General features: G+C 48.1%; 27 protein-coding genes. 1 reads left to right on the top strand and 26 read right to left on the bottom strand.

The features are described 5' to 3' along the window. Positions 1-3 precede the first annotated feature (3 nt). Complete coding sequence (locus E0698_RS01250; RefSeq protein ID WP_192510346.1) at positions 4-519, bottom strand: accessory gene regulator ArgB-like protein; 516 nt, start codon at positions 517-519, stop codon at positions 4-6. After that, entirely contained in the window at positions 512-1,144 is a 633-nt protein-coding gene (locus E0698_RS01245) for a hypothetical protein (protein WP_192510345.1), read from the bottom strand. The genes E0698_RS01250 and E0698_RS01245 overlap by 8 nt, the downstream gene beginning before the upstream one ends. Positions 1,145-1,369: 225 nt before the next feature. Here E0698_RS01245 and E0698_RS01240 point away from each other — a divergent pair, with 225 nt between their 5' ends. Next, positions 1,370-1,537: a hypothetical protein gene (locus E0698_RS01240; RefSeq protein WP_192510344.1), complete on the top strand. Its 168-nt coding sequence runs from the start codon at positions 1,370-1,372 to the stop codon at positions 1,535-1,537. 54 nt (positions 1,538-1,591) lie between these two features. Here the strand turns inward: E0698_RS01240 and E0698_RS01235 are convergent, their stop codons facing one another. The 24 genes from E0698_RS01235 to E0698_RS01125 all read right to left on the bottom strand — a co-directional run bounded on the left by E0698_RS01235 (position 1,592) and on the right by E0698_RS01125 (position 21,301). Continuing rightward, on the bottom strand, positions 1,592-2,128 hold the full coding sequence (locus E0698_RS01235) for a phage holin, LLH family (RefSeq protein WP_192510343.1): 537 nt from the start codon (positions 2,126-2,128) through the stop codon (positions 1,592-1,594). A gap of 2 nt (positions 2,129-2,130) precedes the next feature. Continuing rightward, entirely contained in the window at positions 2,131-3,090 is a 960-nt protein-coding gene (locus E0698_RS01230) for a GH25 family lysozyme (RefSeq protein ID WP_192510342.1), read from the bottom strand. Then, positions 3,068-3,544 (bottom strand): phage holin family protein, encoded by a 477-nt coding sequence (locus E0698_RS01225; protein ID WP_337915865.1) that lies wholly within the window; start codon positions 3,542-3,544, stop codon positions 3,068-3,070. Before E0698_RS01225 ends, E0698_RS01230 begins: the two co-directional genes overlap by 23 nt. Positions 3,545-3,630: 86 nt before the next feature. Continuing rightward, positions 3,631-3,759, bottom strand: a complete 129-nt coding sequence (locus tag E0698_RS27280) for a hypothetical protein (protein WP_273041278.1) — start codon at positions 3,757-3,759, stop codon at positions 3,631-3,633. A 17-nt stretch (positions 3,760-3,776) separates the two neighbouring features. Further along, the gene (locus E0698_RS01220; RefSeq protein WP_192510341.1) at positions 3,777-4,157 is read right to left on the bottom strand and encodes a hypothetical protein; all 381 of its coding nucleotides are present in this window, start codon (positions 4,155-4,157) and stop codon (positions 3,777-3,779) included. 17 nt (positions 4,158-4,174) lie between these two features. Further along, positions 4,175-5,110 (bottom strand): phage tail protein, encoded by a 936-nt coding sequence (locus tag E0698_RS01215; protein WP_192510340.1) that lies wholly within the window; start codon positions 5,108-5,110, stop codon positions 4,175-4,177. A gap of 17 nt (positions 5,111-5,127) precedes the next feature. Then, positions 5,128-5,517: a phage tail-collar fiber domain-containing protein gene (locus tag E0698_RS01210; RefSeq protein ID WP_192510339.1), complete on the bottom strand. Its 390-nt coding sequence runs from the start codon at positions 5,515-5,517 to the stop codon at positions 5,128-5,130. A 14-nt stretch (positions 5,518-5,531) separates the two neighbouring features. Further along, positions 5,532-6,596 carry a hypothetical protein gene (locus tag E0698_RS01205; RefSeq protein WP_192510338.1) on the bottom strand — a complete coding sequence of 355 codons (1,065 nt, stop codon included), beginning with the start codon at positions 6,594-6,596 and terminating at the stop codon, positions 5,532-5,534. Further along, a complete protein-coding gene (locus E0698_RS01200; RefSeq protein WP_192510337.1) occupies positions 6,593-7,747 on the bottom strand; it encodes a baseplate J/gp47 family protein in 1,155 nt (384 codons plus the stop codon). The genes E0698_RS01205 and E0698_RS01200 overlap by 4 nt, the downstream gene beginning before the upstream one ends. A 15-nt stretch (positions 7,748-7,762) precedes the next feature. Further along, positions 7,763-8,659, bottom strand: coding sequence for a GPW/gp25 family protein (locus E0698_RS26470; RefSeq protein WP_202894708.1), 897 nt, complete (start codon positions 8,657-8,659; stop codon positions 7,763-7,765). Further along, positions 8,656-9,021: a hypothetical protein gene (locus tag E0698_RS01190; RefSeq protein ID WP_192510336.1), complete on the bottom strand. Its 366-nt coding sequence runs from the start codon at positions 9,019-9,021 to the stop codon at positions 8,656-8,658. The genes E0698_RS26470 and E0698_RS01190 overlap by 4 nt, the downstream gene beginning before the upstream one ends. 4 nt (positions 9,022-9,025) lie before the next feature. Beyond that, entirely contained in the window at positions 9,026-9,643 is a 618-nt protein-coding gene (locus E0698_RS01185; RefSeq protein ID WP_192510335.1) for a hypothetical protein, read from the bottom strand. A gap of 5 nt (positions 9,644-9,648) precedes the next feature. Beyond that, positions 9,649-10,290 carry a hypothetical protein gene (locus tag E0698_RS01180; protein WP_192510334.1) on the bottom strand — a complete coding sequence of 214 codons (642 nt, stop codon included), beginning with the start codon at positions 10,288-10,290 and terminating at the stop codon, positions 9,649-9,651. Between the two features lies 1 nt (position 10,291). Then, a complete protein-coding gene (locus tag E0698_RS26525) occupies positions 10,292-12,049 on the bottom strand; it encodes a LysM peptidoglycan-binding domain-containing protein (protein WP_238353813.1) in 1,758 nt (585 codons plus the stop codon). A 1-nt stretch (position 12,050) separates the two neighbouring features. Beyond that, positions 12,051-15,722 carry a peptidoglycan DD-metalloendopeptidase family protein gene (locus tag E0698_RS01170; RefSeq protein WP_192510333.1) on the bottom strand — a complete coding sequence of 1,224 codons (3,672 nt, stop codon included), beginning with the start codon at positions 15,720-15,722 and terminating at the stop codon, positions 12,051-12,053. A 15-nt stretch (positions 15,723-15,737) separates the two neighbouring features. After that, positions 15,738-15,947: a hypothetical protein gene (locus E0698_RS01165; RefSeq protein ID WP_192510332.1), complete on the bottom strand. Its 210-nt coding sequence runs from the start codon at positions 15,945-15,947 to the stop codon at positions 15,738-15,740. 46 nt (positions 15,948-15,993) lie between these two features. Further along, a complete protein-coding gene (locus E0698_RS01160; protein WP_192510331.1) occupies positions 15,994-16,461 on the bottom strand; it encodes a hypothetical protein in 468 nt (155 codons plus the stop codon). 66 nt (positions 16,462-16,527) lie between these two features. Next, positions 16,528-16,962: a hypothetical protein gene (locus E0698_RS01155; RefSeq protein WP_192510330.1), complete on the bottom strand. Its 435-nt coding sequence runs from the start codon at positions 16,960-16,962 to the stop codon at positions 16,528-16,530. A gap of 21 nt (positions 16,963-16,983) precedes the next feature. Beyond that, positions 16,984-18,084: a hypothetical protein gene (locus E0698_RS01150; protein WP_192510329.1), complete on the bottom strand. Its 1,101-nt coding sequence runs from the start codon at positions 18,082-18,084 to the stop codon at positions 16,984-16,986. Positions 18,085-18,094: 10 nt separating this feature from the next. Further along, entirely contained in the window at positions 18,095-18,352 is a 258-nt protein-coding gene (locus tag E0698_RS01145) for a hypothetical protein (protein WP_192510328.1), read from the bottom strand. Next, the gene (locus E0698_RS01140; protein WP_192510327.1) at positions 18,342-18,881 is read right to left on the bottom strand and encodes a hypothetical protein; all 540 of its coding nucleotides are present in this window, start codon (positions 18,879-18,881) and stop codon (positions 18,342-18,344) included. The genes E0698_RS01145 and E0698_RS01140 overlap by 11 nt, the downstream gene beginning before the upstream one ends. Positions 18,882-18,885: 4 nt before the next feature. After that, positions 18,886-19,704 carry a hypothetical protein gene (locus E0698_RS01135; RefSeq protein ID WP_192510326.1) on the bottom strand — a complete coding sequence of 273 codons (819 nt, stop codon included), beginning with the start codon at positions 19,702-19,704 and terminating at the stop codon, positions 18,886-18,888. Next, entirely contained in the window at positions 19,679-20,422 is a 744-nt protein-coding gene (locus tag E0698_RS01130) for a hypothetical protein (protein ID WP_192510325.1), read from the bottom strand. Before E0698_RS01130 ends, E0698_RS01135 begins: the two co-directional genes overlap by 26 nt. Continuing rightward, positions 20,423-21,301 (bottom strand): hypothetical protein, encoded by an 879-nt coding sequence (locus E0698_RS01125; protein ID WP_192510324.1) that lies wholly within the window; start codon positions 21,299-21,301, stop codon positions 20,423-20,425.

The following is a 21,301-nucleotide window of genomic DNA, read 5'->3' as shown; positions in this document are numbered from 1 at the left end:
ATATCACCTCCTTATGTTAATTAATAACAAAGTCTGCGTTAAAAAACTTACAGCCGTAATCGGATTGGCAAACCAAAGGTTAAATCCAACCAAGATTAAAGCAGCTACTTTCAACAACGGAAAATACTTTGGAGGTATACGGGTTTGGTTCTCGATCCCGGCAGGCGCGAACACAAGGATTAACAGCGTGCTGGCAATAGTCGCCCCCATTGTCCACTTATAATCCAAGTGGACAAAAGACAGCCCGGTAAACAGTAACGTGGACACAACAACGCATCCCATACCACTTTTAAGGTGTAGCCCTCCTGTCATTTGTCTTAAAAAAGCGAATGCTACCATTATTATAACAACCTCTATCAATTTTCCTGTAAACAGGGATACAGTGAGAGTCAGAGTGATAATGAAAACCGTGTTTAGTATTGCCGCCAGTACAAATTTTAGCACTTGGGTTGAGGCTGGATGATCCGGCACAGCATGTTTAATGTGCGTGGCTATTCGTAAAGCCATCATTTCAATCATCGGCAAATTCCTCTCTTTCTTTTATTACTGCATAATATAATAACAAGCCCGCCAATAGCGCGAGAACCAATATTATAAATAGCAAGTTATTATAATACATTACAGTTGACGAGGCGACGAGGCCGATTATTATTATGAGAACAACCACTATATGTTCCCATTTGAAGCGTAAACGTTCAAATTCGGCTGTGAATCCTATCTTGAATTTCAGTAGTATCCAGACAAAAAAGAAAATCCATGAACTCGTCACTATTTGAACAACTGTACCAGCAGAGGAATACTGCATGTCCTTTGAGAAACTACCAAAAAGCGATAGTATAACAATAGCCTGAAACGTAGTGTAAAGAAACATGCCCGTCATAGCTATGATCGCAGCCCATAAAATAGGGACTCTGACTACAATAGTAATAAGCAATATAAATATGATCGTACTTATAGCCGGAACCATAAAAGATAAAGATAACTGTTCTCTTAGAAAAAAACTAATCAGGTTCATAATTAAAAAGCTAAACAAAGCAGGCCAAACAAATTCCAACGGTTTAAGCCTAAAAATAGAAAGCATTAATGAAAACGCCGCGTATGACTCCACGCTTGAAAAGAATAGAAACCTTACAGCTTCCCACATGATATATACCCCTTTACAATTGGTAACAAATATCCTTTAATTCTATATTCACCACCTATATGTGGCAATACAATTCCCCGTGTATTTGGGATATTTTATGTATTATGCAAGGTAAAAATTTCATTGTTATTCCTGATATATACAAATCATATCTAGATAAATATTCCTAGTCCTGATAGACTATGTATTAACAAAAAGGACTCATTAAATTAAGGAGGGCTTATAATGATGTTATATATTGGGTGGGCAATACTCATTAGTGGAATAATTTACAATAAAATCAGTGATGCTCAAGAATTCAATATTAACTGGGGAATAACTGTGGGTTTATTAGCGATATTATACGCATTATCAGAAAACTACATAAAGACAAAAAAAGCACAAAAAAATTGAAATATCATTCAACCTAAAAACACCCTACCAGCATACGCCAGTAGGGTGTTTACTTTAATCAGTTACAGTCTGTGCTACGGGAGCCGTATCTTGCACCGTTTCCGGTTTCCCGCTTACCACGGTATCTGTCCCAGTAGCTTGTGAAAGGATTGCCGTGACTTGTGCAGCTAAAGAAGAGACAGCCTCCTTAGCAGCCGCTTGAGTAGCTTCTTCGTTCGGTTGTGATTCTGTAACGATTGCCTTCGTTTTGGAGCTATACTCCAAGTATGCCTTCTCAATCGCGGACCTTAGCTCTACTACCGATACAGTAATGCCCTGTTCTGCCAAACGCAATGTAGTATACTGCAATGCTTCCTGAAGCTTGCGCTCTCCCCCAGCTTCTTTAAATGCTGTTTGAGCAAAAGCAAAGCCCTCTCCAGCAATTTTATGGATCACTTCACGTTGCGCTGCCGTTGTACGCGCCTCTAGCCATGTATTTACTTTTACCTTAACTGTATTCAGTCCAGCAAGAATAACGGTTGTGAGTACGCCTACGGCTGCTGTAGCAATAGTGGTCACGTATGGTTGTACACCTTCAATTAATGTTTGCATGGTTATTTATCCCCTTTCGTTTTTAGCGAAGCAATTTTTGAATTTGGATCCCAGGACACTACTGCACCGTATGCCTCCGCAATAGGTTTGAGCTGCACATATGCCACACCATCGACCAGTTGGACAGATTGCAGCTTGGCTCCGTTTAGGTAAGCGGCCTTGAGGCTGTTGTCCCAATGACACGACAGACCCAAAGCATTAGCAAGCGACCGCAACGATACATGCGTCCTGCCGCCAAATAGTAGTGCCTTTCCTGCCTGTTTACCATCTGCAACAAACGCACCTGACTCTACTGTCTCCTGCTTCACAGGCTTTGTAAGCAGGCCCGTGAAACGTGTACGCAGCTCGTCCGCCGTTCCGGAATACTCGTTCATATCCACATTTCCCTTAATGCCATCCACCTTGCCGCTGTCGCTGTACTGCCAGATATCCCAGCGTCTCCACGTCACTGTGTCGCTCGGGACGCGAGTATCACTGTACCGGGCTATCCATAGTGGGTAGCCGCCCAAGGAAGCGTTGAAATTGGCGGCGAAGGCATTACCCGTATAGATAATAGGCTTGCGTCCAGTGAGGCGTTCAAGTTCCAAGAGAAAGGCCAACGCCACCGCATTGATAAGCGTTTTGGACAAGTTGCCGGGATTGTTTTCATAATCCATTACCGTTGGAAGGTCCAGCGCTTTCGCGCCTCCAATACGTTCCAGCACCTCGGCAAAATGTCTCGCCTCTGCCTTGGCCGCGTCAACGCTCGTTGCATCTACAAAATGATAAGCTCCCAGCAACACGCCTGCTGCCTTGGCTCCTTTTGCGTTGGTGATAAATGTTGGATCGACATAACGTTGTCCCTGACTTGCTTTGATGAAGGCAAACGAGATACCGTCCGCCTTAACCGCCTTCCAATCAATTTCCCCCTGATAACGAGATACGTCGATCCCTTGGGCATTATGGTTGTTTCGTTGTTGCATCCTTTCCATCCCCCTTATCATTCAACTGCTGCAAGAAATTTTTAAGCTTGAACGGCAATGGGATTCCCAATGCCCCAAGGTTCTCAGCCAGTGACAATCCTTCCCGACCAGCGTAAAAATAAATCGCTGCTATCCTAAAAATAGGCGCATCCGGTTGTAACCAGTCATCAATTTGTGCAGATAAACCCACCACCATTAGAACCGTAGCCTTTCGGATACCTCCCCAAAACATCACATTACTGTCCGCTTTCTTATTTTTAAAAGCTGCGATAACTCCAAAAATATAATCTGCCACCATCATATAAAACAGCACCTTCAGCGGTTTATCCCACCCACCCAAAAATGTAACAATCAGACCAGTCAGCGCCGTAATTCCCCCTGCCGCCGCCTCCTTTTCCGATGCCCCGACCATTGCGGTCCATACGGTGCTGCCAAACATTTTAATTTGGCTCACTCTCGCTCCCCCTGTTCTTTTGGCAAAACTAAAGCCCTCGACCAATTCGAGGGCACAAAAAAAGCGCATCCGATTGGATACGCTGGTTAAGCATTTTGCGCTGTTGCTAAGATCGCTTTTCGTTCTTCTTCCGATAAAAATTTTGGCGTGTATGAAATCAACCGCTGTTCATCAACCTTTTTCATAACCCACATGTTCAACAAAAACCCATACATAACGTCTCACCTCCTTGTTAGGTTGTAGTGGTATCCATGAGAGCAAGCAATGCGGCCTCTGTACTGTCCTGGCGTGCCTTTAGTTCGCTTACCTGATCTGTAAGTGGGGCTTGGTATTCCGGATCTGCATCGCCGCCCTCAACTGGATAAGCAAACTCTATCAATCCGGTTGTTGGGTTAACCCAATAGCCTGTAGCCCGCTGAAAGTCCTGAGTGTACTTATCAAACTCCAGTTTCAATACGTCCACCTGTTCCTGGTCAAACCCTTGTAGTTGCGGGTAAAATCCCATGTCGTCCGCCTTGTCAGTTTCGCGTACAGAATTCGACTCTATTTGCGGCGTAACGAAAATTACCTCTCCGCTTGCCCGCCGCCAGTATACTTTTGGTCCTATTTTCATGTTAACCTTCCTCTCTATTATTCGAACGCCCACCATTCCCACGCAGACAACTTAGCGATATAAGTACCACCTGCGTACGCGTCTATCTTGCTACCAGACAATTTTACGCTAAACCCTTGTATCGGAGGTTCGAGATATCCGATGCTTACAGCGTTGTTTCTCCAGCCCATTGCGCCCTGATTATCGCCGAATACGTTGGAAGTCATGACGAAGGCGTCCACTTGTCTCGACGTGGACGTGCCCTGTGTATCCGCCAATACGACCCGTATAAACACGCGTTTAACGGTAAATGGCAAACTAACGGATACAGTCATGTCCACTCTATTCGCGCTACTCGTAGCCTGTGCGCTCTGGCCGTTGAACGTGCCGGAAGCAAACCGTTTTACAGGTGCATTTGTGATTACTGCCGCTATCTGATCGCTGCTCATGTCAGGACTGGCGCCTCCGAACTTGCCGTTGATCGCGCCTACGATTTTATTTTTAAGATCAACGGCTTGCGTAAAAGCTTGGTCTGCCCGGTTGTATGCTTCATTGGCTCGATCATTAGCCACCTTTACCGCGCTCGGCGTGGCTGCTTGATCTGTAGCTGTGCTGCCAGTAGAAGTATTAAGCTGTACAATGCCCCGCGCCTGTGTTGATGCGGAAGGCAGATCCGATGCAAGGTGTGTATGTGCCTTGGGAGCCGCGTACTGTTCTGTATACTTCTTGGCACTTCCTTCTGCTGCATTCCATACCGCTTGCTTGGCGGCTGTGACGTGAAGGTCTGTATTTGCAGCATGATTGTCCAGCGCTGCCTTGGATGCAATGTCGTTCCCAGCCGGATCGGTTTTGATGCTCTCTAACTGCGCGGCCAACGCCTGGTCATTCTCGTACAGCGTTGTGATCGGGATGTTGAGCACATCTGCATGTCCCTGGTCTGTAGTGACAAACTTTCTTGGCTCTTTAATTGCCATCAGTCATTTCCTCCTTATCAATAGATGTCGTCGATCTCAAAAATGAATTCCATGTCCGCGTCCTTGATCTTATTGGCCATAGTGCGTATGGCCGTCAGCTTCCCCGCTGAATCTACCAAGGCCAACTCATTGATCGTTTTCCCGGCCAGTTCGGTCTCTGCAAGCGAGCAAATATACCGGATCGTTGCCGGGGCAATAAACTCAAAGCTGGAGATATCCTTTTGCAGCAGCTCCGACTTTAAGGACTGCTCTGTACCATCCAACGGAAGCGGCTTGCCTTCTGCATCCACGCCTCCACTACCAAATGCCATTTTTACCACTTTAGTCAACGTGCCACCCTCAGCCCGCGCTCGGGCCATCTGCACTCTGGCATAGGCTGTGGTTACCGTCAATATTTGTTCTGCCATGAATACCATCCTTTCTAAACTTCTGTGATAGTTTCCGTTGAGCTTAATGTCCGACTTCCATCGAGCATAACGGCACCATCGAGCAACCAATAATTTTTTCGCGCCTTTACTCTACCTTCTTGTCTGTTCTCAATACGGTGCTTTGTCTTCAGCTCCAGCATATTAACATACCGCATCCGTCCTCCGGTCCATCCAGATAGTGAAGCGGACCCGTTCAGCACTTCCAGACCATCCAGATACCAAGGACGGCCACCAAAAAATTGTACTGCGGATCGCAAACGCAACCTACTCCGGTAGGAATGTCCGTTCTGAATAGGGGTATATACATGGACAGAAGTAGTAAAGGCAATACCTCCCCCTTTGTTCTCCAGCAAAATACTTCGCATTGAAGAGAGGGTTTCCGTGCTTTCCGTATATTTAGCATCCAACCGAACACCCAAGACAGCAGGAGCCTTGTCGTACACCTCTACGCCGCCAGATTCGCCCAACTGGTAGGCCAACAATTCTTGTAGAGCCACATTGTTAGTCTTGGGATTTAAAACCCACATGGTAAATCGTCGGCGGAAGGATTCAGCCAGCTCGCCGGGACGACGCTGCAAGCCGAAGAAGCTGCCCCAGTAATCGAGCCAGCGTCCAGTTGCCATATTGCGGTCCAATTGCAACAGTGCCAGATCCGTGTCCACCTCTGCCTTACGTAATGCACGGTATACCGGATACATACGCCGCCAAACTCCGCTCGTAAAAGCATTAAGCGTGGAAGCAACTGGTAAGTTCTCAACCTCAAGGAGCGCCAGCGGTACAGCATTCAGCCTGAGTGTTTCAGACGCTAAAACTGCGTTATATCCCAAGTCGTGTATAGCGTCGATTAATCCCATCGTACCCAGCCCTTGGAGATTAACGGATTGCTTGTCCGGCAGCTCGGCGCGGTATGGCGCACTGTGAAAATAAAGGACTCCCTCGTCCACCGTCACCATACTATGCAGGCCAGTTCCACGCCCAAGCGTTAAAAACGGGACCTCCTTCGGAAGCTTGAGCCATTTATCACCCAGGTTGTCCAACAGCTTTTTTAAAATCCTCATACGCCCGCCTCCCGGTAGATTATCGGGAACTGCGGAACAAGCTTCTCGGTTTTGCCTGCTGCCGGATTAGCATCGGACCATGTTGTGCCACCATCCACGGATAAATCCAATTTCACATCATATATGCCACTCAGCAGCTTTATGCGGGTTTCCAGCTCAGTCTGAACCAGTTCCTGACCTTGCTTGATGGATGAAAAGAAGTCACGTATTTCTCGCTCAATGTCACCTTGAATCATATCAAGGGATGATCCTGCACCGAATGTTATCGTCAGGCGAATGCCGATCTGCTTAGTGGTTACAGAAAATAAATTCACTTGGATACCCGCAGACTTGTAGCCATACACGGGCTTGCCGTCTTCGTAATATCCGGTCAAAGTTTTCTGAATAGCTGCGAACAGTTCATGAGAGGCCGTGCCAACCCCATTCCAAATATAGCAGTCTACTTCCCCTTTGCGAGCGGGCAAATCCTCATGAGCTTGGCAATCTACCACACGTTCAGTCGCCAGCCCCGTTGCATCCGTGAGTTGGACGGTAGTCGCTCCATATTCGATAGATTGCAGCGTTCCCCGTGACAAGGAAGCGATAAATTTTTTGAAGCGATTCTTTTGCTCGTCCCCTGTTTCTTCTTCCTTCCCATTGGTCAGGGCGGAACTGTTAAACACTGTGTCAATCCCGGTTGGCTTGGATACAAAATCGGTAATGGTTTGGGCCTCTGTATTGCCGTCCAAGCCGGGAGTCAAGCAGATTACAGGCACATCCACACTCATGGCCCCGATTGCTATTACTGCATCTGAGGTGGTGCGGTAGCTGATCGGAGCTTTGGAAGCTGTGGCCTGCGTCTTGATTAGGGTACCCACTGGAATCAGGTAATTGGTATCTGCTGGTGTTACACGGGTAAACGTGACCGTTCCAGTTGCGTACAGAGCCGGAAGCTTCGGAAATCCAAAAGCGGAATAGATCCCTTCTCCTATTGCTTTACGCATGGCCCGCCAAGTTTTGTCGTAGTATTCCTCCAACTCCTTTGCCACGGCTTCCAGTAACGTCCTTGATCTTGAACCGATACTAAAATCAGTAATTTTGGTAGAAACAGCACGCGACCAGTCCACCATGCCCTGTACCATACTCTCCATAGTCTTGCGTTCGAAAGCCACCTTCGTTCCTCCTTCCTATGCAGCGATAACCCCCGCCTGAGTAACCGTCAGCTCTACGCTTTCCTGTCTGCCTGCTACAGTTATGGTGAGGTAGACGTAGTATGAAGTTTGCTGTATCACGACATTATCCACTGTCACTCCGTCTATACGGTCCTCGTAAGCAAGCGTCTCGTGGATATCCAGCTCGACAAGTTGGCGAATGTATGGAGCTTGAGCCAACCCAATAAACTCATGCAAGCGGCTCCCGTAGGTCGGGTGCTGCGTGAGACTTCCACGCCGGGTAACCAGCCTATGGCTTACGGCCTGCTTTATATTGTCTATCCCCGTTACAACCTCCCAGTCTCCTGCTCCGTCATCGGATAAGTCTCCATCTGGAGTCATTTTCAGATCGGTTCCCCCAAACGGTTCCGCGCTGGGCGTGGTCGCTAGTTCGGTACCGTTGTTTATATAAACAATCTGCCCGGTAAGACATACCTTCGCGTCTTTTCCGTTGGTGAAAGGTTCCGGGTTCGTAACGGACAAAGAACCGGGTTCAGAGTTGGGCAAAACAATACTGTTTGCAATGGTGTTCCCAAAACTCCCCGGCAACCGACTGCGGACATAAAAATAACCCTCTGCCGCACCCGCAGCAAGGGTCGTATCTTCCACCAGCTCATAAACTTTCTGCACGCCCTGAGAGTCCACGTCCGTTTTAAACAACGAGCCAGCATACAGCGTAAGTGGCAATGACACCGCCTGCCGCCTTATCAGCAAATACCCGCTTGCATACAGCGTGTAATACGCCTCACGGCTCGTCATGGTATACGGGTATTCCAAATTGTTATAATCCGCAATATCCTGCCAAGGGACATTGTACAGCACGGACAGACCTTGTATCGTATCAGCGTCATTCAGCACATGTTCAACGATCATAGCCCATCATCCTCCGTATCCGTAGCTGTTGGCGTACCTACAACATTATCGCTGGAAGCCGCCAATGTCCGCATGTTGTAAAACATCGAAAGGATGGTGCGCAACTCCAACAGCAGATCAAACGGTACATTTGCAGCGGCGGCCAGACGACTACAAGTATCACGGGACTTGGTAATGTACTGTTCCAGTTCGGCGGTATTCACATCCACTCGATCATAGGCGGCCTCGTTGTAATCTGTCAGAGCCCCGTACACCCGTAAAGCGTAAGCAGAAATATCTTCCACGTTTTGCTGTTCCTCTCTGAGCACCGGGTAATTTACAAAACTAATTTCTTCCTCAGGCAAATAAATCGGCTCCAGCATTAAATCATCCCCCTTTCGTGAGCTTATGAAGCAGCTCACCGATATTGGACACGCTGGAGGACAAGCGCCCGGCCATAGCCGCTGTGGAAGGATTGCGCTTTAGATAATCTGCGGAAGCTTCTCTTCGTGTCTTAGTCAGCCTCCACAAGCAAGTAAAGCGAAACTCATAGCGGTACAACAACGGCTCCGACTTGCTCCGCTGGAGCCTAAAGTTTTGCGGGTGGATCTCGTAATACTCGTTGTCCTCCCAGTTGTACCAGAACAACGAATGCTGCGGATCGTTGGCCTGCAAGAATTTTCGGTGTATATCGGCCCTAAAGCTTATAAATTCCTCGTATCCGTCCAATTCTTTGTTTTCCGCAGATGTCCGCTTACTGTATCCGGTTGTGCCGGACAAAGTTACCGTAGGAAGCCCCAAACCAAAGTCAGGCACATATGCCCCGCCAAGCGTCTGCACGATGTTGCCTCGCCCTGGTTCATCCTGCGTAAAATCGGAGGGGTTAACCAGGAGAGTATGCAAAGTGATGGAACCAGTATCACCGCTTGGCAGCGTCTTGCGCAGTTCGAAAGTCATTCGATAAAACTTTTTCTGATCGTGGGTTGAATCCTTGACCAGTGCCATTACAATCATCCTTTCTCTACTGCTATATCCCCTTTCGGTAGTTTGAATATCGCCTTGCCCGTTGGGTGGAAGAACTCAAATCCTCCGGCAGATAAATGGATATAGGCTGGCGCTTCGTCTGGAACTGGACAAGATATTTCTGCTCCGCCGGACGTGATTTTTACAGTGACGGGTGGTAATTCTCCATCTTTATCGGTGGGATAGCTCAACAAAGCGTGTTCAGGGGTCAGCTCCACATAGGCACGCTGCTGTTGTTTACTTTCATTCAGCAAATGCCCCTGAACATCCTTATCGGCTATACCGTCCTTTACTCCTATTTCATAAACGGGCAGTTGAAGCTTTATCAAATCCCGCTTAACGGTAATAAAGTTGGTTCCGTAGCTGCTGTTTCGCAAAAATCCGGCCAAATAGGGAGTGTCTTTGCGGTTGTCCAAATACCCGACAATTACCGTATCCCCTTCCACTGGCTCCCGGTCAATACCTCCGATCACCCACACAGGAACGGGCTGGCTGTAGTCCAAAAAAACAACCTCAATACGACCATATTTCTCGTAGTTCTTGGTGCTGGTCACGTGGGCAAGCCGGGTGGAATTAAACTCTGGAAGTCGATTAACTGACTTGCCCCCCAAGGCGCTCTGATCCTTCATGTCATTTTCCTCCCAGCAATTTAAGAATCTGACCAACATAAATGTATTTCCCATGTTGAGAAGCGTTACGGTCATCCCGTTTAATAAGCATGTCCTTATTGGCTTCCCACAGTTTGGTCCAGTCATCGCCTTTGCCGTATACCTTGGCGGCGATACTCCATAGACTGTCACCCCGCTTGACGGTATAATAATCAGCTTTTACCTCAGCTGTGGTTTTTGCAGAAGCAGATTTTTTCCCGGCTGCTGCGTTCGCCGCTACTGTTGCCGCGCTGGAGGTTTTAGCCGCTGTTTGTGGCTTATAGTCCCGGCCACGGGTTAGCTGCAAGCTGGTAGTCCAGCCGTCAAAAACGTTGAAGGTCTGCGTTACGGATTCGATGTAAAACTCTTTCATAATCCCAGGCGCTTGTAATTTTTGCCCTATTTTATAGCTGCCTTTACCACGTACAGTCATGGAGCCGTTCAGGAATTTGTGATTGTTTTCAAACCACTCCTTCAGCTTGGCCGTGTATGCTTTGCTCATCTGCTCCAGCTTCGTAGTGTCCTCCGGCTTGCTCGGATCTATAGCCAATCCCTCGATCTCAACCTCCAATGGTGAAAGGCCATATCGTTCGACGGCAGTCTTGTTCATGACTGGGGGAGCTACCCGTTTTAAGTCAAATCCAAACGGATTGATCGTAGTCCCGGCCCAGAATAGGTTGTAATGCTCGTCGTCTGCGTAAGATAAATCTTCATCAATTACGTCCGCTGCAATCACTTCATGAACGGCCAACTTGTCCCAGGCATCCTTGCTGAATGGTGTATTTCGTAAAAATACGGACACTACGCTGTTGTCTTTGCCAAACGGGAAGCGCGGGAACGGGTAGTAGCCCTCTCCCTTAGGATACTTGGCCTTTGTTTGATCGCTGGACTGCTCAATAGTTTCGTTAACCACTCGCGGCTTCCCGCCCGGATTCCACGCTTCTAGTGGCTCACGAACATCGACAAATAACTCCGTGAAGGGCTTTGTGGATGTTCGTTCCATCAGATTCCATAAGGAACCTTCATAACGGTCCAGTGTAAAAAATTGCGGAAGGAATACCGGGACCGCTGCAAAGTTATACCTGAGTATATTGGTAACATCAACTTTCTTTGCAACCGGCTCTGCCTTTTTTTCATCCCAAACAGTCCATTTTACACTGTTCAGCTTAGGCAGAATGAAACGCATAATGACATCTAAAATGACAGCGGGGCTACCTTTAGCAATGCTTTCTGATTGAAAGTATTTAGCCATCGCCAACCAACCATTTTCAGTCAGGAAAAACTTATCGGTACCGCCAGATATCTCGGGATAAAATTTAATGTTGGATTTGATAAGCACCTTACCGAAGTCCCGCGCCTGAACGGATGTTGTCATGCCATTGTCCACGCTGCGGGTCCGGCGAACTCGATCTACCAAGCCAACCATGACCGTAGATAGTTCCTCGCCCTTAACTGTCTTATAGCCCATCTGCACAACCACAAGGTCATTAGGCATAATGAGCTGAGAGCGAAACCATTTATCCCCTGCCAGTACGATATTCATGGTCCCGGCTGGAGCATCCAGCGTCTTTTGTGTAGTCACAGAAAGCACCTGGCTGGTGGGGTCTTGGCCTGTATCCTCAGTCAAACTACCTTTGAGCTGGTAGCAGGTTTTATCTGTGTGGAAACTAACCCGGATGATAGGGACGTACCGTTTACCCTCCACGCCGCCAACTGGCGCCCAATCATAGCGTTCGATCATGTCAATACCCTGCCTTTACTGGAGACATGCGGAGTCGCTGTCTCTCCTGCTCTGCCATAATACGTTTCACCAGTTTTTCAAGCTGGCTTTGGGTGGAAGCATTCAGCGTCTTGGCTCCTTCTCCACTCACATTCAGATTTACGGTGATTTCAGACTTGTGACGGATCTCCCTCGAACTAGACGCAGCAGGCATATTCCCAATATCACTGTCTCCAGCCCCTAAAGAATTCAATAAGTCCACTGGGTTCATTAACTTACCTGAACTATTCATATAGCCCAGGTGTAAGTGGCTGCCGGTCGTGCTGCTCCCACTACCTGCCACTCCAGGTGTACCACCAACATTCCCAATAAAATCTCCTGTGTTTACCGTCTGCCCGGTCCTCAATCCGGGGTTAACAGCGGACAAATGACTATAAAAGTAGGTACTGCCATCAGACATTTTTATGCCGACTTCCGTTCCGCCACCTCGGGTATTTTTCTTACCATCCGAATCTAGCGGACCTCCATCATCCATTTTCACAAATGAGACCGTTCCGCCCGTAAGCGCCTGAAGCTGATCTCCTTGCGCACCCTTTATGTCCAAACCACCGTGAGCTTTCTTGCGAAAGCCTTCTTGCTCTCCAAATTTACTGGTGATACGACCTTGCCAGTTATTAAAGAATCCACTACCTGATCCGGTTGAAATGCCCCCAGTAAGGTCGTTCATGAATTTTACGACACCGGAAGACCAGTAATTATTTTTATTGTCAGGGTCGTTCTTCACGCCTATAGGGGCATATTTACGCTGAACGCCCTCTATCGTATCAATTCCTTGATCGGCATAATTGACTTTGAGATTACGCGCCATTGCTGTAATTCCGTCGTCAATTGATGAAAAATTCATCAATCCGTGTGACCCCATCATACCGCCCACATTATGGCGATTTTTCGCGGCGGCGGATGTGCCGTTACCTGTTTCGTGCATACTGATAGCCGCCAATGCAGCCGGATCAATTCCGAATTGCAGCCCGGCCTGCACAAATTGAGCGCCTTTTCCAGCCAACGCGCCGCCCAACTTTTTATTAAGCTGTTCGGCGCTGATCCCGCTCATAGTCGTTATTTTGCTTGAAAGGCTGAACCCGTTACCCATGGCTGTTACGCCATTACCGCCCATACTGGCAGCCATCGAACTTCGTAAGCTCTGGAATTCGGCCAACATGTCCGCTGTGCCATTTTGCACGGTGTACAACATGTTCCTGAAAATCCATACCGTCTTGTCTAATAGGCTGCTGCTGTTGCGTTCCATAGACATGTATTTTGTCGCAGCATCAGCGGCCATGTCACTGGTCGTCCGATCCATTTGCCTGAATTTGTTTTGGCCGATTGTGGACATATCCTCGACATTGCGAGTTACTTGATCAGGCATACGCCCGATATCACTATCTCCTGCCCCATTACCAAAGTATTCAATATAATCTTTCCATGAATTCATCTTGGATGTAGTCGGATCAGACACATTTTTTTGCCACCATGAACGGGTATCTGCTTTAATTTCTCCGCCCTGTCCGAACAACGGGGTCCCTTTTGTAAGAGGTGAAGCATTATTTTCCTCTATACCTTCATAAATCTCAAAAAGTCTACGTGCTCTATTCTTATCTTCAATGTGTTCCGTAAAAATATTAAAAATATCGGTAGCAAGAAGAGCGCCCCCTCCAACCTTGGAGCCTGTTTTGATCCCTTTACTGACACCACTCAAAACCTTGCCACCTGTGCTGGAAGTCGCGTCTTTTATTACTTCTTCACCCACATCAGCAACAGTGCCGCCAGAAGACTTGCTCAGTAGTTCTTTTGCTTTTTTAAAACCTTTCCAACCAAGCACAGCCCCTAAAAACGTTTCAGCAGGATTGTCCGCTACAATACCGGGAACATTACCAACAAAATTGCTAATACTTTCGGATGTATCCGAAGGAACACCCAAGGACTCCATCGCTTTTTTGACTGCTTCGCTTAAACCATCGCCTGCAACTTTAACAGCATTTTCGATTTTGTTTAAATCTTCAACGAACTCGGTTACGAAACCGCCAACACCTTTTTTAAGATTGCTTACAATCCCGACAAATTCATCACCAAGACCCGTAAGGCTGTTCTGATATTGTGCGTCAGTATCAAGGAACCCCTGTCCTTTAGCTCCTTTACGCTCGGCATCATACTTAGATCCAGAATCAATACTGCCGTTCTCCAGAGCCTTGAGCTGGTCAGGACTGAAAACAGAAAGACCCTTCGTAGAATCATAGAATTCAGACGCTTCTCGTTTGGTCGCAGCGAAGCCGCCATCTGTAAGCCAGCGCTGCATAATACGCTTGGTAAGCTTTTCGTTGCCACCCGTTTGCGATTTAACATACTTAGCCATAGCCGGAACATTATCAGCATTCATCAGACCGTCTTCAAACGACTCTTCCAGCCCAAAGAGGTCCATGTTGCCATATTTTTTCGGGTTATACTCCCGTAGAGCCTGTACCCCCATCCACTTCCAGTTGTCGTTGCCAGGTTGGAATATTCCGCCAAGCCCGCCGATAAGGTTACCACCCTGAGCACCCGTTAGCTGCGCCATGCCTTGCTCTGTACCTATCCGATCTAATGTAGTTTGATAGGCCAAAATCTGCTTGGAGCTGCCATCTTTTAATGTGGTGCTCATTTGCTGCAAAAGGGCATTGTTGGTTTCCATAACTTCCACAATACGTGGGGTCATACCTGACTTCGCAACGCTACCAGCTATTGCGTCCGCAAAACCTTTTGGAGACTGCATACCACCAGCCGCCCGGTTGGTACCAGTCAGACCAGCTACTTCGGAAATGTCCAAGCCATAAGCACGGCCAAATTTAAGAAGTCCTTTTTGCTGGTCGGTGTTTATGTTACCAGCGGTTCGGCTGTACTGGTCCAAGAAACCCCAAGTTTCTGCTGCGCTGTATCCCATACGGTCAGAACGGCCAACAGCGGATGAACGGTCCCACATGTCAGTTGCAGATCCATTCCAACCCGCTTGTCCACGAATACGCTGTGCAAGATCAAGCGAACCGACTTGGCGGGCATACGCAAGGCTATAAGCTTGGGAAACGATAGCCCCTATCCCACCTATACCTGCAAGACCAAGCCCCATCTTACCAGCGGTCAGAGCGCGGCCCGCAGCTCCTTTGAGAAACTTTCCAAAAACACCATCATTCAGCTTATTATTTATGCTATCGGAATCCAGACCACCACCCGAAGATTGCGAACCACCGCCATTTACAGGCACAGTGCGATAACCGCCAGCCTCTTTGGAACGCTGATTGTACAAACGTTCGGTAATCATCAGCTCTTTGCGAATTACGTCCAATTGGCGCTCACGCTGTTGGATGGTCTTCTTTATTTCCTCGCGTTCGGAACGCTGTGCGTTTTGAAGCTTGGAATAAAGAGATTCGACCACATTATTTTGCTTACGAAATTCAGCGTCAAGTTCCTTCATGGTTTGGCTGAAACGGCTTTTATATATATCCAAGGCCCGGAGCTGTTTTTCATCGAAAAAACCGCCTTTTCCGGCTCCTTTGTCCACTACGCCAGCAACACCCTTTAAATCCTGTTGGAGCTGCTTTAGTCCACGCTGTAGTTGTCCAAACTCACCCTTAGCGGATACTCGTATGGTTTGTTCTGCTGCCAAAATACTCCCTCCTTTCTATGGTTCGACGTCTTCCCAATCATCATCCGGGATTTCAGCAGGAGTTTTAGAAACCGTATAGTCATATGACAGTTTACCGTCCGTTTCCTCCGTTTCATTTGCCCAATCGTCAAATTCCGGATCGTCATATTCCTCTCCCTTACCGTCCCTAGCCTTCCGATCGTTTTCCATATGTTCAAATTCTAAGTCTATTTGCTCAGGTGTCATGGCAAGGATTCTCGGATCGGTAGGCGGAACACCGCCATATACGTATTTACGGAGTATCCACAGTTTCCTTTCCTGTGGTAGCCTCGCTATTGTCTTTAGGTGCGTTTCGAAAGTCCTTGCGAAACGTTCCCTCCCATGCCTTATATTTGCTATAAACGTGGAATAGCAATTCTGCCTCTGTAATTTCTTTGAGCTTCAAAAGGCACTCAGGACGTTTCTCCAAGGCGACTTCAAGAAAGGAAATGACATGGGCCATAAACAGTACATCGTTGTCTACCAGTTGTATCTCCTGTACACCAGCTTCCCGCAAAATCTCCGACTTAATAGCTCCTGCTTTCAGGATGTCAGCCATGGTGAGTTTTTTAAATACAAGCACGCCTGTATAGTGCTTTCCCTCATCAGAAGTAAAGTCCAAGGTTTCCGCTTCTTTCAGTTCTCCACCAGCTTGCACCTTCTGAGCAGTTTCAACCGCCGCCAGAGCAGCGGCTTTTTGTTCCTCTGTATATTCAGCCATTAATGATCGTCTCCTTTAAATTTGGAATATAAAAAGCCCTCTCAAATGAAAGGGCCTGATTAAGAATTATTCAGTTTCCGGCGTACCGTAGTCGGCAGAAAGATACTTCCATGTTGCATTTTCACCAGACATTGCGTTTGCGCTGAAGTCTTCAGACGATTCAGACAATGTGCAGCTTCGATATACGATAACAATATCGCCCGTGTACTTGTCTGTTACCTCAATGTCAATTACGTTCATATTCAAAATGCCCGCGCCGTATGAAGACAGCCCAAGTTCAGCTAAAGACTTTTTGCGGATACGATATTTCTCCAAACTGATAGTCCCGTCTACCTTCAATGGAACGGACTCTTGTGGCATAATAGAGCCGATTTCATACTGGTTTTCCGTCCCGAAAGAACGGTTACCACTGAGCCGTTGCCCCCGGCCGACTTCGATCCCACCGATTTTAAGGCGTATCGTATGCCCGGCATGAGCTGGTTGGTCTTTTACAATACTCAAAGTTTATTCCCCCTTTCTTAATTACAGAGTGAAGTGTGAAGTTATCAGGAAGTTGTTAATCGGTAGCGTTGGTTTACCTTCCCATTCCAGCCAAAAAGCCGTACCATTTCGAGTAACCTTGATAGATTCCGGCACAAATCCGCTAATCCATCCATTTTTTTGAAACTCTTGAATAAGCGATACAAGATCGTTGTAAATTGTTACCTCGATCCCTTTTTTCCCTGCTTGTCCTACATATTTGTTTTCAAAATACGTTTCAATAGCCAGTGACATATCATCACTCAGGGTTGAAACAGATAACTCGCTTTTGGTCAGATCCTCGGACGGTGAAAGAGTGATGCCCTGAACAATGCGAAAGCCCACATTCTTTACCTGTTTGACAGGGCAAATGTGGGCCTCCAACAATTCTTCGATCTCCAGACCGATATACACTTTTTCCAATCCGTCAAACTTGACAAGCTTGTACGTAACAGGTAATTGCGAAGGTTGTCCTGCCCATCTACCCGCTACAGCAGCCGCCATATAATACCCCGGCTTAGCTACCTTGTTACCGTCATTGTCAGCGACAAGCGGGCAAGGCGTAACAAGTAAACCCCGCTCTGTCGGAATGCCTATAGCCAAATCTTTAATCTCTGCAATCGTCGCTCCAGGCTTGTGGCCGTAAAACGCTCGACGGCGCATCCGATTTTTTGTACTGGACATGAATGTAATATGTGTATCCACTTTCGCCCAAATTGCAGCTTGAGTCGTAAGCGGGATAAAACCAGTCACATCCTCTGTCTGCAATAGGTCAATCGCTTCCTGCCACTGTTCGTCTGTCGGAGCGATTGCAGGAATCGTGATTTTAACGGGTACAACAGCAATAAGATCCGCCCCGTGCCGCCAAGCCACCCTCATTACCTCCAACATTTCACCTTCACCCGTGGCGGCTGCCGCAATCTTCGGATCGTTAAAATACGATGCTCTTCCATCAGGCAGTTTATTTCCGGAAGGAGCAACACCGATTACAGCCAAAACTTTATTAGATCCCAATGTGACGGGAATCATTCCAGTTGAATCTACAGTGGAATAAGAGCCCGGCTGTTTGATGTTAGCCCCACCGAAAGAAATATCAATACCCATCGTTTACCTCCTATTCATATCGTGTCTCGGACTGTTGCTGAAAGGCTTTCACCCATTGCTCGTCCGTCTTGTCTTTCAGCAATTCTGGCTTGCTGCGGGCCTCATAACGAAAGCTCGCTACCAGCCCCATATGCACGGACACACGGGATAAATAATCATCTAGTGTTACCGACGTAGGAACAGGCTCCGTCTTTTTGACAGGCTCCGTCTTGGGAGCTGGGGCCGGAATTGGTGCGCCTTGCTCGTTTTTCTTCTCTTCATCCGCCAATGCTTACACCTCCCCTTGATGTAAATCCACTGATCGCCTCCACATGCTCGGACGTTTGAACATCTAGTGGGTTGAGATACGTAATAACGATACTGGCCCAATAAACAGGGAACGGGGCTACTTGCCCGGTAAAGTCGCTTTCATCCTTGCCCGCCTCCATGCTAAAACTCAGTAAACCCTTTTGCACAGACACCGGACGGAATAGCATAAGCAGAGCCTTTAATATCCTATAGGCCCGCTCTCGCTCGTCTGCATTGGTATGCCAAATACGCACTTCCATTGATTCCTGAAAATGCGTGCTATGGATCTCCGAAAGCTCTAAATTCTCCCTATCGAAGTCCTCACCGCCGAAGTCACCCAAAATGTGAGCTGCCTCGCTATCAGATACCCGGTTAATGCCCACACACGGTAATTCTGTCTCTGTTTGCGGATCGGCCTTGAATACATTCATCCGAACAGCACTATCTTTGAATCCTTTTTTCAGGAATTGAAGTAATTCCTCTTTAACATCAACGCTACTGAACTCCACTTAACTAATCGCCTCCCAAGCCCATAGCGGCCAGATCTTGTTGAAAGCCCTGTACAATAATGTCCTGCACCTGATCCCGCGTATTTTCAATAACCGCCTGCCGGATCGGTTTAGGCTTGATGGCCGGACGCATCCAGCTCTTTTTACTGGAGTTTTCCGACAGCCGCCGAAACGTAAGATACTGCGTATGTCCTGGTTGGCCCATCTTGACAAGCCCCTGATACTTACCAGCCTTCCAGGTATATCCTGCGCCCGGATGCTCCCCGACGTGGCTGCGCTTGCCCGTGTCGTCCTCTTTTATCCGCCCGCCCCAGCTATAGGTACGTGTGGGCAAAGGGGAAAGAACCCGGCTAAAGCTAAGGCTCCGGGCTTGTGTGTATATGGACTTGGGCATGGCAGGCATTGTCGCAGCTCCTGGCGTACCATGACGAAACGGGACCGTGATATATTTCTTACCATTTGCCCCGGTCTTGGCTTTCGGGGATGCTAGTAGAGACGGTTTCATATCCCTTGCATCCTGCCCCGACTCTATGCTTGCGCCGTGGGCAGAAGTCGTGAAGACTTCCCCGGTCAAGTCGTCGGGAAAACGCACGCCATCCTGAATACTACGAACATAATCGCCAGTCTGAACACCGACACGAAAATTCCCGCCGCTGAAGCTTACTTGCGCACCGGATGCATATTGAATCCATGTGGCCTGTATGAGCTCCGTGGTAGCAGCCTGGACGGCAGCCCGTGTAAAGGGTAGTCGGTGCCCGGTGGATAAACGCTTAATAATATCATCGAGCGCGGGTAACTCAGCCTGAATTGACAGCATGTTCACGGAGGACACCCCCCGGATAGTACCGGAGTACAACTGCACGCGGTAGGTCCTGCCCGTTTTGATGCCGGGGCCGTGGAAGTACGGCATACACCGTGTACACCGGACGATGCATGTACATTACGCTGTACTGTGCTCCCTCTGGCGGCTGGTTGCCTATCCATTGGATAGTTGCTCCCTCAACCTTGTAATCCTCTCCAGCAAGGTACGGGGTGACTGTGGCGGCGTCTAGATCATGACGACGAATAGATAATACCTTTGTTACCTTGGGATTCAGTAACGTGTCAGGAGGACGTTGGTTTACTTCCATACCTCTAATCAGTAACTCGGAAGATTTTACTTCATCGTCAATTAAAGTGACGACATCCCCAGTACCGATATTAAACATAGGAACAGGCTCCCTCTCAGAAAGATCAAACCCGCCCGTCTCGGTACGCTTAAACATGTTGGCGGGTACGCTCATGAGGGCATCACCAACTTCAAACATCCCTGCATAAGCAAGGTAGTCCTTGGACGTTGTGACACTCTGAACCAACCCCCGGCATATTACGGATGGTTCATATACATACCCTGTTCCTCCGCAGAAAGGACAGCCATACATCGGGTTCCCGCTACCAAAATTAAAACAAGAGCACCGAACGGCTTCCTGCCACATCACGTCCCGGCCTTGCCTTGCGATCATATTCTCAAATTCAGTTGCATTTAACCGGATATCAACCAATTAAATTCCCCCCATCGTAAAGCCGCGCATTTTGGTACGTGCGCCGCCCCCTGCCGGGCTAAAGAAGTCATTTACCTCCTGCTTTAGCTGCGTGATGTGCGCTGCGTACTTGCCATAAATGGTAGATGCCGTTGATGTAAATGACTCTGCCACGCCATCCAACGTAAGCGAGTACCCTGAGACACCAGCCATTACCGCATCACTAGCAACGCCCAGAACAGCTACCGCCGCCTGCTTACCGATTACGGCCCGGATATCCTCCGTTAGCTGCTCTTTGGTCAAACCAGCCGTATAGTCGATATGGAACACCTGTGGCGTCTGAGACAACAAGCCAATAGCGAATGGGGCTGCGCTGTAGCCTGCCGGATATCCAGCAAGCACAGGCACACCCCCGCCCTTGGTGACCACATGCAGTTGAGAGGACTTTTTATACAACTTAATCCAGTCCTGGTGCTCCATGAAGTCAATATTTATTTGCCCGCCATAGGTAACCAGCCGGAACGCCTCGATCTTGGAAGCAAAGCGCTGCCGGAGCTGTATAAAGCCAAAATTACGCCAGCGCTGTACATCATAGTCATAGGCTGGTTCCTCGACCTCGTAATCGACACCTTGCTCCAACCCCCGCGCTTCTGCATTGCAACGGATAACAGTAGGCTTCAAAAAGATACCTAATTGCCGCTCCGTGTCCTTAACAGCTGCCATCAGGAAGCCCAGTATATCCCGATCATCCATCGGCTGACCGAACTTGTCAGCAAGCGTAAGACCATAACACCATCGTTTCCGCACCTCTTCAGGCGTGGGCAATCCTACTGGAGAGCTATAGGTTATCTCTCCAGTATCCGGGTTCTCACGGGTTTCATAATAAGGAATGATCGCCAT

It is taken from the genome of Paenibacillus sp. 23TSA30-6 (assembly GCF_014858585.1).
Taxonomy (GTDB): domain Bacteria; phylum Bacillota; class Bacilli; order Paenibacillales; family Paenibacillaceae; genus Paenibacillus.
The sequence above is the reverse complement of the archived record's forward strand: the minus strand, read 5'-3'. Positions and strand labels throughout refer to the sequence as shown.